The organism is Streptomyces sp. GQFP (assembly GCF_021545335.1).
In the GTDB taxonomy this organism is placed as follows: domain Bacteria; phylum Actinomycetota; class Actinomycetes; order Streptomycetales; family Streptomycetaceae; genus Streptomyces.
This window is the reverse complement of the sequence record NZ_CP089312.1, coordinates 3,773,617-3,787,753: the sequence shown is the minus strand read 5'-3', so window position 1 is coordinate 3,787,753 and position 14,137 is coordinate 3,773,617. Positions and strand designations below refer to the sequence as shown.

Here is a 14,137-nt window from a genome sequence, read left to right as displayed (position 1 = left end):
GCACAGCGAAGACCAACGAAGATAGAGGACCCGGAATGCCTCCCAAGAAGAAGAAGGTCACGGGGCTTATCAAGCTCCAGATCAACGCCGGTGCGGCGAACCCCGCCCCGCCGGTCGGCCCCGCGCTCGGTCAGCACGGCGTCAACATCATGGAGTTCTGCAAGGCGTACAACGCCGCGACCGAGTCGCAGCGTGGCTGGGTGATCCCGGTGGAGATCACGGTCTACGAGGACCGCTCCTTCACCTTCATCACCAAGACGCCGCCGGCCGCGAAGATGATCCTCAAGGCCGCGGGTGTCGAGAAGGGCTCCGGCGAGCCGCACAAGACCAAGGTCGCCAAGATCACCGAGGCGCAGGTCCGTGAGATCGCCACGACCAAGCTTCCCGACCTGAACGCCAACGACCTGGACGCCGCGTCGAAGATCATCGCCGGCACCGCCCGTTCCATGGGCATCACGGTCGAGGGCTGAGCCCCAACCTCGTATAAGCCTTCAGTAGTACGTGGCAGGGCCTGCTCGGTCCGTTACCACGACTCCTCAGAACAACATCAGGAGCAGTAGTGAGCAAGCGCAGCAAGTCTCTCCGCGCTGCGGACGCCAAGGTCGACCGGGACAAGCTCTACGCCCCGCTCGAAGCCGTGCGTCTCGCCAAGGAGACCTCCACGAGCAAGTTCGACGGCACCGTCGAGGTCGCCTTCCGCCTGGGTGTAGACCCGCGCAAGGCCGACCAGATGGTCCGTGGCACCGTGAACCTCCCGCACGGCACCGGTAAGACCGCCCGGGTCCTGGTCTTCGCGACCGGTGACCGTGCCGAGGCCGCGACCGCCGCGGGCGCCGACATCGTCGGCTCCGACGAACTCATCGACGAGGTGGCGAAGGGCCGGCTGGACTTCGACGCCGTCGTCGCCACCCCGGACCTCATGGGCAAGGTCGGCCGCCTCGGCCGTGTCCTCGGCCCGCGTGGTCTGATGCCGAACCCGAAGACGGGCACCGTGACCCCGGACGTGGTCAAGGCCGTGACCGAGATCAAGGGCGGCAAGATCGAGTTCCGCGTCGACAAGCACTCGAACCTGCACTTCATCATCGGCAAGACGTCGTTCGACGACACCAAGCTGGTGGAGAACTACGGCGCGGCGCTGGAGGAGATCCTCCGTCTGAAGCCGTCCGCCGCCAAGGGTCGGTACATCAAGAAGGCCGCGATCAGCACCACGATCGGCCCCGGCGTTCCGCTCGACCCCAACCGCACCCGCAACCTCCTCGTCGAGGAGGACCCGGCCGCCGTCTGAGCCCTCCGCTCACCCCGGTAGCCGCGCGTACGCGTTCTGTACGACGGGCCCCGCAACCTTTCGAGGTGCGGGGCCCGTTGTCGTAGGGACGGGTTAGCGTGAAGATCACGGGGTGTACTAGGGGGTAGGGGCGCGGATGAGGCACAGCGGTGTACGGGGCATACGAGGCGTACGGCGGACGGTCCGGCCGGTCGCGGTGACCGCCGCGCTCGTGGTGGTGGGCGTGGCCATGTCGGCGTGCAGTTTCTCCGGTGACCCCGACGACGGGGACGCCGAGCAGACCCGGGGCACGGCCAGCCTGGACGCCCGTACGGCCGCCGCGCTGCACGCCGTCGAGAAGGCCACCGACCTGGCCGGGTCCGCCCGCGTCAGCTCGTCCTCCGTGATGGGCGACCTGCTCTCCATGCGGACGGCCGGTGTCCTCGGCTGGGCCGGCGAGCCGGTCGGCAAGCTCAGCATCACCTACACCGGCGGTGAGCTGGCCGATTCGATGCGGGCGCTCAACAGCTCCTCCATGGAGGCCCGGCTGCTGCCCGACGCCTACTACGCCAAGGTCGGCGACAAGTTCGCCGCCCAGATGCAGGGCAAGCACTGGATCCGGTACGACTACGACGACCTGGCGGACCTGCCCGGCGGCTCCGGGACGTATCTGAAGGACCAGCTGCGCAACACCGCCCCCGTGCAGCCGGTGAAGCTCCTGCTGGCCTCCGGTGACGCCCGCAGGGCCGGGACGGAAACAGTGCGTGGTGAACGTACGACGCACTACTCGGGCACGGTGGACGTGGCGGTACTCGCCGACTCCGCCCTCAAGGAGCAGCTCGTCCAGGCCGGAGTCGCCACCGAGACGGTCGACATCTGGGTCAACGAGCGGAATCTGCTGGTCAAGAAGGTCGAGAAGGGTGAGCTGTCGAGCGGGCGGATGTCGTCGACGGCGTACTACAGCGCGTACGGCGTGAAGGCGGAGGTGGTGGCTCCGGAAGGCAGGGACACCGCGGACTTCAAGGAGCTGTTGGGGAATTCAGGAGCCTCATCCGCCTCACCGGGTTAGGCTCACGGTCGTTTCTGTGAATCGACCATGTGTTCACAAAGTTCCTTGGGGGGAATCGTGGGTGCTTCTTCTTCCGTACGTGTCGGGCTCGCCGTGCTGCTGCTCGGCACCGGTGCCGTCGCGTGTGCCGAGGGGGCGTCGGAGGAGTCGCCGAAGATGACGCCGGCGGCCGCTGTCGCCAAGGCGGCGAAGAACGTGGAGGACATCACCTCCCTCAGCTATCGGATGACCGGCCGCACGCCCGAGGAAGGGCGCGTCAAGGCCGACGCCAAGATGCGGCTCAAGCCCGACGTGGCCATGAGCATGAAGATCACGGCCCTCGACCAGGGCGCGGACGGCACCGCCGAGATACGTCTCGTCGACAAGGCGATGTTCATAGGTGGGGGCGCGGCGGCGGCCAAGGAGATGGACGGCAAGAGCTGGATCAAGTTCGACCTCTCCGCGCTGGGCGCCGCCGGCGGCGAGTCGCTCGGGGCGGCCGGGCAGGCGGACAAGAACCCCGCGCAGGAGTCCACCTTCCTCACCGGCTCGAAGGACGTGAAGGAGATCGGCAGCGAGACCGTGGACGGGGTGAAGACGACCCACTACCGGGGCACGGTCACCCTCGACGAGTTCAAGGCCTCCCTCGAGAAGGAGACCAAGGCGACTCGTGAGGCGCGCGAGAAGAGCCTTGAGCAGTACGAGAAGCTCGGCATCGACAAGTTCACGATGGACATGTGGATCGGTGAGGACGAGCTGACGAAGCAGTTCCGGATGCGGGGCAAGGGCGACAAGGGTCCGCTCGACATGACGATCACCTTCGACGACCTGAACAAGCCGGTGACGATCACCGCCCCGCCCGCCAAGGACGTCGCCGACCTGGCCGAGATGTTGAAGGGCGCATAGGCGATTTGCCTGGCTGTTGGTCCCTCGCGTAGTCTCCTCTAGAAGCCAAAGACCGCTGGTCGTTGCTGTGTCCTCGTTAGGGGGCTCGGTGGCCGAAGGATCCGCTGAACTGCGGACGACCCGCGTAGGTGACTGTGGAAGTGCTCCTGGACGGAATCCGCTCACGGAATTCGTTTGGTCGAGTTCACGCCCCGTGCGCCTGCGCCGGGGCGTTTCGTTTTCCTCAGCCCCTTCTGAGCGGTCCTCATCACCCGGAAGGAGGCCGACGCTCTATGGCAAGGCCCGACAAGGCTGCCGCGGTGGCCGAGCTCGCGGAGCAGTTCCGCAGCTCGAACGCCGCCGTGCTGACCGAGTACCGGGGTCTCACCGTGGCGCAGCTCAAGACGCTGCGTCGTTCGCTCGGTGAGAACGCCCAGTACGCCGTGGTGAAGAACACGCTGACCAAGATTGCGGCCAACGAGGCCGGGATCTCTACGCTCGACGACCTGTTCAACGGTCCGACGGCGGTCGCCTTCGTCACCGGTGACCCGGTGGAGTCGGCGAAGGGTCTTCGTGACTTCGCCAAGGACAACCCGAACCTCATCATCAAGGGCGGTGTCCTTGACGGTAAGGCGCTGTCCGCCGATGAGATCAAGAAGCTCGCGGACCTCGAGTCCCGCGAGGTTCTGCTCAGCAAGCTGGCCGGTGCCTTCAAGGGCAAGCAGTCTCAGGCTGCCTCGCTCTTCCAGGCGCTGCCGTCGAAGTTCGTCCGCACCGCGGAGGCGCTTCGCGTCAAGCTCGAAGAGCAGGGCGGTGCCGAGTAACTCGGCTCGCACTCTGACCGCCGCCTGACGCGGTGGTCGACGCGGGCCGAACGTACGCCCGCCGACACGTACATCGGCACCTGCCGAATTGACTGGAAGGATCGCCCATCATGGCGACGAAGCTGTCCCAGGAAGAGCTGCTCGCGCAGTTCGAGACCCTCACCCTCATCGAGCTCTCCGAGTTCGTGAAGGCGTTCGAGGAGAAGTTCGACGTCACCGCCGCCGCGGCCGTCGCCGTTGCCGGCCCGGCCGCCCCCGGCGCCCCGGTCGAGGCCGAGGCCGAGCAGGACGAGTTCGACGTCATCCTCACGGGTGCCGGCGAGAAGAAGATCCAGGTCATCAAGGTCGTGCGTGAGCTGACCTCCCTGGGTCTGAAGGAGGCCAAGGACCTCGTGGACGGCGCCCCGAAGCCCGTTCTCGAGAAGGTCACCAAGGAGGCCGCCGAGAAGGCTGCCGAGTCCCTCAAGGCCGCCGGCGCGGGCGTCGAGGTCAAGTAACACCCTTGGGAGCCCGCTGAGGGCTCTCGTGGCAGCTGACGTGGGGCTCCTGAGAGCCCTGTAACGCTGACGCAGTGAAGAGCGATCATCCATCTGGGTGGTCGCTCTTCGGCGTTCGAGGGGTCGGGTCGTGGCTGCCTTGCAGGCGTGGTGACGGCGAGTAAGGTGATCTTCGTCGTGCCTCCGAACGCCCCTGGTGACGTGCCGTACGTGACGATGACAGCACCGGGTCGGGGCATGGAGGCCTTGACGAACTGCACGTAGCGCGCAATTCTCAGGACGCGTCGTCACAACGATCCGAATCCGAGGCATGGATCGGTGGCGAAGAGGGAAGTATCGATGTGCATCGAGGGCGTGGCTTGCAGCAGGGGTTGAGAGCAACGAGGGTCTTCAAAAACCCGCACTGGACATCAGTGAGCCTAGTGGCTACACTGACCCTTTGCGCTGCCTGTTAGCTGCCTCCTGCCCGTCACCAGGGGCATGCCCTCGCTTGAGCACCGACGATCGGACCTTCTCCGACCTGGCCTTTTACGGCTGGTCAGTGGAGCGCCTGTCTCTGTGCCCCGGTGAGGGGCCGGTACGCGCGTAGTGAGTCCGAGCCCTCGGAAGGACCCCCTCTTGGCCGCCTCGCGCACTGCCTCCGCGAATACGAACAACGGCGCCAGCACTGCCCCGCTGCGCATCTCTTTTGCAAAGATCAAGGAGCCCCTCGAGGTTCCGAACCTCCTTGCGCTGCAAACCGAGAGCTTCGACTGGCTGCTCGGTAACGCCGCGTGGAAGGCTCGTGTCGAGGCGGCTCTGGACAGCGGACAGGACGTCCCCACCAAGTCCGGTCTGGAGGAGATCTTCGAGGAGATCTCCCCGATCGAGGACTTCTCCGGGTCGATGTCCCTGACGTTCCGCGACCACCGTTTCGAGCCTCCGAAGAACTCGATCGACGAGTGCAAGGAGCGTGACTTCACGTACTCCGCGCCCCTCTTCGTCACGGCCGAGTTCACCAACAACGAGACCGGCGAGATCAAGTCCCAGACGGTCTTCATGGGCGACTTCCCGCTCATGACCAACAAGGGCACCTTCGTCATCAACGGCACCGAGCGTGTCGTCGTGTCGCAGCTGGTCCGTTCGCCGGGTGTCTACTTCGACTCCTCCATCGACAAGACGTCCGACAAGGACATCTTCTCCTCCAAGGTGATCCCCTCCCGGGGTGCCTGGCTGGAGATGGAGATCGACAAGCGCGACATGGTCGGTGTCCGCATCGACCGCAAGCGCAAGCAGTCCGTCACCGTCCTCCTCAAGGCTCTCGGCTGGACGACCGAGCAGATCCTGGAGGAGTTCGGCGAGTACGAGTCGATGCGCGCCACCCTGGAGAAGGACCACACCCAGGGCCAGGACGACGCGCTGCTCGACATCTACCGCAAGCTCCGTCCGGGCGAGCCGCCGACCCGTGAGGCCGCGCAGACGCTTCTGGAGAACCTGTACTTCAACCCGAAGCGCTACGACCTCGCCAAGGTCGGCCGTTACAAGGTCAACAAGAAGCTGGGCGGCGAGGCCCCGCTGGACGCCGGTGTGCTGACCGTCGAGGACATCATCTCGACGATCAAGTACCTGGTGAAGCTGCACGCCGGTGAGACCGAGACCGTTGGCGACAACGGCACGTCGATCGTCGTCGAGACCGACGACATCGACCACTTCGGCAACCGTCGTCTGCGCAACGTCGGCGAGCTCATCCAGAACCAGGTCCGTACGGGTCTGGCGCGTATGGAGCGAGTCGTGCGTGAGCGCATGACGACCCAGGACGTCGAGGCGATCACGCCGCAGACCCTGATCAACATCCGGCCCGTCGTCGCCTCCATCAAGGAGTTCTTCGGCACCAGCCAGCTGTCGCAGTTCATGGACCAGAACAACCCGCTGTCGGGTCTCACCCACAAGCGCCGTCTGTCGGCTCTTGGCCCGGGTGGTCTCTCCCGTGAGCGGGCCGGCTTCGAGGTCCGTGACGTGCACCCCTCGCACTACGGCCGCATGTGTCCGATCGAGACCCCCGAAGGCCCGAACATCGGTCTGATCGGCTCGCTCGCCTCCTACGGCCGGGTCAACGCGTTCGGCTTCGTCGAGACGCCGTACCGCAAGGTCGTCAACGGTGTCGTCACCGACGACGTCGACTACCTGACCGCCGACGAAGAAGACCGCTTCGTGATCGCCCAGGCGAACGCGATCCTCTCCGAGGACATGCGCTTCGAGGAGTCCCGCGTTCTCGTCCGCCGCCGTGGCGGCGAGATCGACTACATCCCCGGCGACGACGTCGACTACATGGACGTCTCCCCGCGCCAGATGGTGTCCGTCGCGACCGCGATGATCCCCTTCCTGGAGCACGACGACGCCAACCGTGCCCTCATGGGCGCGAACATGATGCGCCAGGCCGTGCCGCTGATCACCGCCGAGGCCCCCCTCGTCGGTACGGGCATGGAGTACCGCTGCGCCGTCGACGCCGGCGACGTCATCAAGGCCGAGAAGGCGGGTGTCGTCCAAGAGGTCTCCGCGGACTACATCACCGTCGCCAACGACGACGGTACGTACACCACGTACCGCGTCGCGAAGTTCTCGCGCTCCAACCAGGGCACCTCGGTCAACCAGAAGGTTGTCGTGGACGAGGGCGACCGGATCGTCGAGAACCAGGTTCTCGCCGACGGGCCGGCCACCCAGGAAGGCGAGATGGCGCTGGGCAAGAACCTGCTCGTCGCCTTCATGCCGTGGGAGGGTCACAACTACGAGGACGCGATCATCCTGTCGCAGCGCCTCGTGCAGGACGACGTCCTCTCCTCGATCCACATCGAGGAGCACGAGGTCGACGCCCGTGACACCAAGCTCGGCCCCGAGGAGATCACCCGGGACATCCCGAACGTCTCCGAGGAGGTCCTCGCCGACCTCGACGAGCGCGGCATCATCCGTATCGGTGCCGAGGTCGTCGCCGGTGACATCCTCGTCGGCAAGGTCACGCCCAAGGGTGAGACCGAGCTGACCCCCGAGGAGCGCCTGCTCCGCGCGATCTTCGGTGAGAAGGCGCGCGAGGTCCGCGACACCTCGCTGAAGGTGCCGCACGGCGAGATCGGCAAGGTCATCGGCGTACGCGTCTTCGACCGTGAAGAGGGCGACGAGCTGCCGCCGGGCGTGAACCAGCTGGTTCGGGTCTACGTGGCGCAGAAGCGCAAGATCACGGACGGTGACAAGCTCGCCGGCCGCCACGGCAACAAGGGTGTTATCTCGAAGATCCTTCCGATCGAGGACATGCCGTTCCTCGAGGACGGAACTCCGGTCGACATCATCCTCAACCCGCTGGGTGTCCCGTCCCGAATGAACCCGGGACAGGTCCTGGAGATCCACCTCGGCTGGCTCGCCAGCCGCGGCTGGGACGTCTCCGGCCTCGCGGACGACTGGGCACAGCGCCTCCAGGCCATCGAGGCCGACGTGGTCGCCCCCGGCACGAACGTCGCCACCCCCGTCTTCGACGGTGCGCGTGAGGACGAGCTGGCCGGTCTGCTCAACCACACGATCCCGAACCGCGACGGCGAGCGCATGGTGCTCCCGACCGGTAAGGCGCCGCTGTTCGACGGCCGCTCCGGCGAGCCGTTCCCGGAGCCGATCTCGGTCGGCTACATGTACATCCTCAAGCTCCACCACCTGGTCGACGACAAGCTGCATGCGCGTTCGACCGGTCCGTACTCGATGATCACCCAGCAGCCGCTGGGTGGTAAGGCCCAGTTCGGTGGCCAGCGCTTCGGAGAGATGGAGGTGTGGGCGCTGGAGGCTTATGGCGCCGCGTACGCCCTCCAGGAGCTGCTGACCATCAAGTCCGACGACGTCACCGGCCGCGTGAAGGTCTACGAGGCCATCGTCAAGGGCGAGAACATCCCCGAGCCCGGCATCCCCGAGTCCTTCAAGGTGCTCATCAAGGAGATGCAGTCTCTCTGCCTCAACGTGGAGGTGCTGTCCAGTGACGGTATGTCCATCGAAATGCGTGACACCGACGAGGACGTCTTCCGCGCGGCGGAGGAGCTCGGCATCGACCTGTCCCGGCGTGAGCCGAGCAGCGTCGAAGAGGTCTGACGGGAGTTCGGAGGCCTTCACCATGAAGGCCTCCGGCCCCAGGACCCCCGTATCAGACCCCATGACTTACAACCCTGAGAGGGATTGACGCATAGTGCTCGACGTCAACTTCTTCGACGAGCTCCGGATCGGTCTGGCCACCGCTGACGACATCCGTCAGTGGAGCCACGGCGAGGTCAAGAAGCCCGAGACGATCAACTACCGCACGCTCAAGCCCGAAAAGGACGGACTCTTCTGCGAGAAGATCTTCGGTCCGACCCGGGACTGGGAGTGCTACTGCGGCAAGTACAAGCGTGTCCGCTTCAAGGGCATCATCTGTGAGCGCTGTGGCGTCGAGGTCACTCGCGCCAAGGTGCGCCGTGAGCGGATGGGCCACATCGAGCTGGCCGCTCCCGTCACCCACATCTGGTACTTCAAGGGCGTTCCGTCGCGTCTGGGCTACCTGCTCGACCTCGCCCCGAAGGACCTCGAGAAGGTCATCTACTTCGCGGCGTACATGATCACGTACGTCGACGACGAGCGTCGTACCCGTGACCTGCCCTCGCTGGAGGCGCATGTCTCGGTCGAGCGGCAGCAGATCGAGAACCGGCGTGACTCCGACCTCGAAGCCCGCGCCAAGAAGCTCGAGAGCGACCTGGGCGAGCTGGAGGCCGAGGGCGCCAAGGCCGACGTACGCCGCAAGGTGCGCGAAGGTGCCGAGCGGGAGATGAAGCAGCTGCGGGACCGTTCGCAGCGCGAGATCGACCGCCTCGACGAGGTGTGGACCCGGTTCAAGAACCTCAAGGTCCAGGACCTGGAGGGCGACGAGCTGCTCTACCGCGAGCTGCGCGACCGCTTCGGGACCTACTTCGACGGTTCGATGGGTGCCGCGGCGCTGCAGAAGCGCCTGGAGTCCTTCGACCTGGAGGAGGAGGCCGAGCGCCTCCGCGAGATCATCCGTACCGGCAAGGGCCAGAAGAAGACCCGTGCGCTGAAGCGGCTGAAGGTCGTGTCTGCGTTCCTGCAGACCTCCAACAGCCCCAAGGGCATGGTTCTCGACTGCGTCCCGGTCATCCCGCCGGACCTTCGCCCGATGGTGCAGCTGGACGGTGGCCGCTTCGCGACCTCCGACCTGAACGACCTGTACCGCCGTGTGATCAACCGGAACAACCGTCTGAAGCGGCTTCTCGACCTCGGTGCTCCCGAGATCATCGTCAACAACGAGAAGCGCATGCTTCAGGAGGCCGTTGACGCGCTGTTCGACAACGGTCGTCGTGGCCGTCCGGTCACCGGTCCCGGTAACCGCCCGTTGAAGTCCCTGAGCGACATGCTCAAGGGCAAGCAGGGTCGATTCCGTCAGAACCTGCTCGGCAAGCGTGTGGACTACTCCGCGCGTTCCGTGATCGTCGTCGGTCCGCAGCTGAAGCTGCACCAGTGCGGTCTGCCGAAGGCGATGGCGCTGGAGCTGTTCAAGCCGTTCGTCATGAAGCGGCTGGTCGACCTCAACCACGCTCAGAACATCAAGAGCGCGAAGAGGATGGTCGAGCGCGGCCGTACCGTCGTGTACGACGTTCTCGAAGAGGTCATCGCTGAGCACCCGGTTCTGCTGAACCGTGCGCCCACGCTGCACCGCCTCGGCATCCAGGCCTTCGAGCCGCAGCTGGTCGAGGGCAAGGCCATCCAGATCCACCCGCTCGTCTGCACCGCGTTCAACGCGGACTTCGACGGTGACCAGATGGCCGTCCACCTGCCGCTCTCCGCGGAGGCGCAGGCCGAGGCCCGCATCCTGATGCTGTCCTCGAACAACATCCTGAAGCCGGCTGATGGCCGTCCGGTCACCATGCCGACCCAGGACATGGTTCTTGGTCTGTTCTTCCTCACCACCGATGGTGAACTGCGTGACGTCAAGGGTGAGGGCCGCGCGTTCGGCTCCTCGGCCGAGGCGATCATGGCGTTCGACGCCGGTGAGCTGGCGCTCCAGTCGGCCGTCGACATCCGCTTCCCGGTGGGCACCATCCCGCCGCGCGGCTGGACCCCGCCGGCCCGCGAGGAGGGCGAGCCTGAGTGGCAGCAGGGGGACTCGTTCCGTCTGCGCACCACGCTGGGCCGCGCGCTCTTCAACGAGCTGCTGCCCGAGGACTACCCGTTCGTCGACTACTCGGTCGGCAAGAAGCAGCTCTCCGAGATCGTCAACGACCTCGCCGAGCGCTACCCCAAGGTCATCGTGGCGGCGACGCTCGACAACCTGAAGGCGGCCGGCTTCTTCTGGGCGACCCGCTCCGGTGTCACCGTGGCCATCTCCGACGTCGTCGTTCCCGAGGCGAAGAAGGAGATCGTCAAGGGCTACGAGGCGATGGACGAGAAGGTCCAGAAGCAGTACGAGCGCGGTCTGATCACCAAGGACGAGCGCACGCAGGAGCTCATCGCGATCTGGACCAAGGCGACCAACGAGGTCGCCGAGGCGATGAACGCGAACTTCCCCAAGACGAACCCCATCTTCATGATGGTTGACTCGGGTGCCCGAGGAAACATGATGCAGATGCGGCAGATCGCCGGTATGCGTGGTCTGGTGTCGAACGCCAAGAACGAGACGATCCCGCGTCCGATCAAGGCCTCCTTCCGTGAGGGCCTGTCGGTGCTGGAGTACTTCATCTCGACTCACGGTGCCCGTAAGGGTCTCGCCGACACCGCCCTGCGTACCGCCGACTCGGGTTACCTCACCCGTCGTCTGGTGGACGTCTCGCAGGACGTCATCATCCGCGAGGAGGACTGCGGCACCGACCGTGGCCTCAAGCTGGCCATCGCCGAGCGCGACGAGGCCGGCGTGCTGCGCAAGACCGAGAACGTCGAGACGTCGGTGTACGCCCGTGCGCTGGCCGAGGACATCACCATCGACGGACGTGTGCTGGCCCCGGCCAACACCGACCTCGGTGACGTCCTCATCGACGAGCTGGTCAAGCACGGTGTCGAGGAGGTCAAGACCCGCTCGGTCCTGACCTGCGAGTCCGCCGTCGGCACCTGCGCCATGTGCTACGGCCGCTCGCTGGCCACCGGCAAGCTGGTCGACATCGGTGAGGCGGTCGGCATCATCGCCGCCCAGTCCATCGGTGAGCCCGGTACCCAGCTGACGATGCGTACCTTCCACACCGGTGGTGTGGCCGGTGACGACATCACCCAGGGTCTGCCCCGTGTCGTCGAGCTCTTCGAAGCTCGTACGCCCAAGGGTGTCGCCCCGATCTCGGAGGCGGCCGGCCGCGTCCGTATCGAGGAGACCGAGAAGACCAAGAAGATCGTCATCACCCCGGACGACGGCAGCGACGAGACGGCGTTCCCGATCTCGAAGCGCGCCAAGGTCATGGTGCGTGAGGGTGACCACGTCGAGGTGGGCCAGAAGCTCACCTTCGGTGCCACCAACCCGCACGACGTGCTGCGGATCCTCGGTCAGCGCGCGGTCCAGGTCCACCTGGTCGGCGAGGTCCAGAAGGTCTACAACTCGCAGGGTGTGTCGATCCACGACAAGCACATCGAGATCATCATCCGGCAGATGCTCCGCCGGGTGACGATCATCGAGTCCGGCGACGCCGAGCTGCTGCCCGGCGAGCTGGTCGAGCGTGGCAAGTTCGAGACCGAGAACCGTCGTGTGGTCCAGGAAGGCGGCCACCCGGCCTCCGGCCGTCCGCAGCTGATGGGTATCACCAAGGCCTCGCTGGCGACGGAGTCCTGGCTGTCGGCCGCCTCCTTCCAGGAGACGACCCGAGTCCTGACGGATGCGGCGATCAACGCCAAGTCCGACAGCCTCATCGGCCTCAAGGAGAACGTCATCATCGGTAAGCTCATCCCGGCCGGTACGGGTCTGTCCCGTTACCGCAACATCCGGGTGGAGCCGACCGAGGAAGCGAAGGCCGCGATGTACTCGGCCGTCGGCTACGACGACATCGACTACTCGCCGTTCGGCACGGGCTCCGGCCAGGCCGTTCCGCTGGAGGACTACGACTACGGTCCGTACAACCAGTAAGGCGTACGTCTGCTGAAGGGCGGCCACTCCGTTTCGTACGGGGTGGCCGCCCTTCGGCGTGTTCAGCGGGCGTCAGCGGGCGGTCAGTTCCCAGGCCGCGACGGCCACCGTGGCCATGCCCGCCAGGGCGCCGATGCTGGCGAGCGGCCAGCGGGAACGCTCCAGGGTGTCCAGTCGGTGCTCGTGGTCGGCGAGCTGTTTGTCGGTCTGGTCGCTGCGCTGCACCAGCAGGGCGAGCGATCCGTCGACCCGGGCGAACCCGGCCTCGACGGTGCCACGCAGCCGCTCCAGTTCGAGGGCTACGGCGGCCGGGTCGGAGAGTGCGGTGGCGGGTTCGTTCACGTGTCGCTCCTTTCACCGGCCGGGGTGTCCGTGCGCAGCCACGCGGGCAGCAGGGCCTGTGCACCCGGCAGCGCCATGACGCGGGTCAGGCCCGCGGCCACGCCCAGTGCCCCCGCGACCCGGGGCAGGGTGTGGGGGAGCCCGGCCGCGTCGATGATCGTCGGCAGCAGGACGCACAGGCCGACAGCGGTTTGCAAAACAGTGCGGAGGGTCCGCTTGGCGGCCTCTGACATGGTGAAACCTCACAATTCCGGGCGGTCAGGAGCTGTACGGGACCTTCAGCGCCGCCCAGGACTTCGCGCCCGGCCAGCCGTCGGCTGCGGAGCCCGTGTAGCCGAGCTTGCGCTGCCACTTCGCGTACGACGCCTTGTCGGCCGCGGTCCACTGGGGGCCGGGGCCGGACGCGTAGGCGGAACAGCCGACGGCTACCAGGCGCTTGCCCATCGCTGTGACGACGGGGGACCTGGGGGTGTTCTTGAACCAGGGGGTGCCGGGGAAGGGGTGGTACTTCGGGGTGGCCGAGGTGGTGGAACCCGTGGAGCCCGTGGAGCCCGTCGGTTTCGTGCCGAGTCGGTCGGCGATCCGGGTGCGCATCGCCGCCATCGAGAAGCTCGGGTCGATCTTGCGCGTCGTCCACTCCTTGTGAGCGATGACGCGGTCCGCGTCCCAGCCGTGCGCCCGGCAGACCGCGGCGGCGACCTTTTCCACGGCCTCCAACTGGACTGCCGGGTAAGGGTCCCGGCCGTTGCCGAGGTTCTCGATCTCGAAGCCGTAGAAGTGGGCGTTGCCGTCGACGGCGTCGGCCCCCGGCCTGGCGGGCAGCGCGGTACTCGCGCGTACGGCGTCGTAGACGGCCCGGGAGCCGAGGCCCGCGTGGTTCGTCCGGCCGTAGCCGACCAGGTGGACCGTGCCGTCCTTCGCTATGACGGCGACGCACAGCGGACCCGGCAGGTCGGAGCGGCCGGTGCGGCAGAGCGCGACGCTGTTGGTGCCGGCGGTGTGGTGCAGCATCACGCCCTGGGCCGGGCCCCAGGAACCGACACTGTCGCGGTTGTGGGTGGACCAGGTGCCGTGTTCCTTGAGGGTGACGTTCTCGGCCCGCAGAGCGGCGGCGAAGGCCGTCGCGGAGAGGGGAGTGGGCATGGGGGTTCCTTACGTGCGCGTGGGTGGTGAGGTCCTGTG

11 protein-coding genes are annotated in these 14,137 nt (G+C 66.4%); 8 read left to right on the top strand and 3 right to left on the bottom strand.

Annotated features, from left to right (window positions below; genetic code table 11):
- Window positions 1-35: 35 nt before the first annotated feature.
- From rplK to LUX31_RS16555, 8 genes are all read left to right on the top strand, one after another.
- Window positions 36-470, top strand: coding sequence for a 50S ribosomal protein L11 (gene rplK, locus LUX31_RS16590; RefSeq protein WP_020132675.1), 435 nt, complete (start codon window positions 36-38; stop codon window positions 468-470).
- Window positions 471-559: 89 nt separating this feature from the next.
- Window positions 560-1,285, top strand: coding sequence for a 50S ribosomal protein L1 (gene rplA / locus LUX31_RS16585; RefSeq protein WP_235475559.1), 726 nt, complete (start codon window positions 560-562; stop codon window positions 1,283-1,285).
- A gap of 136 nt (window positions 1,286-1,421) precedes the next feature.
- Complete coding sequence (locus LUX31_RS16580; RefSeq protein WP_235475558.1) at window positions 1,422-2,333, top strand: hypothetical protein; 912 nt, start codon at window positions 1,422-1,424, stop codon at window positions 2,331-2,333.
- 57 nt (window positions 2,334-2,390) lie between these two features.
- On the top strand, window positions 2,391-3,218 hold the full coding sequence (locus LUX31_RS16575) for a DUF1396 domain-containing protein (protein ID WP_235475557.1): 828 nt from the start codon (window positions 2,391-2,393) through the stop codon (window positions 3,216-3,218).
- A 272-nt stretch (window positions 3,219-3,490) separates the two neighbouring features.
- Complete coding sequence (gene rplJ, locus LUX31_RS16570; protein WP_235475556.1) at window positions 3,491-4,021, top strand: 50S ribosomal protein L10; 531 nt, start codon at window positions 3,491-3,493, stop codon at window positions 4,019-4,021.
- A gap of 110 nt (window positions 4,022-4,131) precedes the next feature.
- Window positions 4,132-4,518 carry a 50S ribosomal protein L7/L12 gene (gene rplL, locus LUX31_RS16565; protein WP_235475555.1) on the top strand — a complete coding sequence of 129 codons (387 nt, stop codon included), beginning with the start codon at window positions 4,132-4,134 and terminating at the stop codon, window positions 4,516-4,518.
- 618 nt (window positions 4,519-5,136) lie between these two features.
- Complete coding sequence (rpoB, locus tag LUX31_RS16560) at window positions 5,137-8,619, top strand: DNA-directed RNA polymerase subunit beta (RefSeq protein WP_235475554.1); 3,483 nt, start codon at window positions 5,137-5,139, stop codon at window positions 8,617-8,619.
- A gap of 94 nt (window positions 8,620-8,713) precedes the next feature.
- A complete protein-coding gene (locus LUX31_RS16555) occupies window positions 8,714-12,613 on the top strand; it encodes a DNA-directed RNA polymerase subunit beta' (RefSeq protein WP_235475553.1) in 3,900 nt (1,299 codons plus the stop codon).
- Between the two features lie 72 nt (window positions 12,614-12,685).
- On the opposite strand, the gene LUX31_RS16550 is transcribed toward LUX31_RS16555, so the two are convergent.
- The 3 genes from LUX31_RS16550 to LUX31_RS16540 are packed head-to-tail and all read right to left on the bottom strand — an operon-like array spanning window position 12,686 to window position 14,098.
- Window positions 12,686-12,955 carry a hypothetical protein gene (locus tag LUX31_RS16550; protein ID WP_235475552.1) on the bottom strand — a complete coding sequence of 90 codons (270 nt, stop codon included), beginning with the start codon at window positions 12,953-12,955 and terminating at the stop codon, window positions 12,686-12,688.
- Window positions 12,952-13,188 (bottom strand): hypothetical protein, encoded by a 237-nt coding sequence (locus tag LUX31_RS16545; RefSeq protein ID WP_235475551.1) that lies wholly within the window; start codon window positions 13,186-13,188, stop codon window positions 12,952-12,954. Before LUX31_RS16545 ends, LUX31_RS16550 begins: the two co-directional genes overlap by 4 nt.
- A 25-nt stretch (window positions 13,189-13,213) precedes the next feature.
- On the bottom strand, window positions 13,214-14,098 hold the full coding sequence (locus LUX31_RS16540; RefSeq protein WP_235475550.1) for a peptidoglycan-binding protein: 885 nt from the start codon (window positions 14,096-14,098) through the stop codon (window positions 13,214-13,216).
- Window positions 14,099-14,137: the final 39 nt, after the last annotated feature.

Bases quoted from the DNA above. Each gene is read 5' to 3' on its own strand.
- rplK (WP_020132675.1), top strand. From the start codon at position 36: ATGCCTCCCAAGAAGAAGAAGGTCACGGGGCTTATCAAGCTCCAGATC.
- LUX31_RS16580 (WP_235475558.1), top strand. From the start codon at position 1,422: ATGAGGCACAGCGGTGTACGGGGCATACGAGGCGTACGGCGGACGGTC.
- rplJ (WP_235475556.1), top strand. From the start codon at position 3,491: ATGGCAAGGCCCGACAAGGCTGCCGCGGTGGCCGAGCTCGCGGAGCAG.
- rplL (WP_235475555.1), top strand. From the start codon at position 4,132: ATGGCGACGAAGCTGTCCCAGGAAGAGCTGCTCGCGCAGTTCGAGACC.
- LUX31_RS16545 (WP_235475551.1), bottom strand. From the start codon at position 13,188: ATGTCAGAGGCCGCCAAGCGGACCCTCCGCACTGTTTTGCAAACCGCT.
- LUX31_RS16540 (WP_235475550.1), bottom strand. From the start codon at position 14,098: ATGCCCACTCCCCTCTCCGCGACGGCCTTCGCCGCCGCTCTGCGGGCC.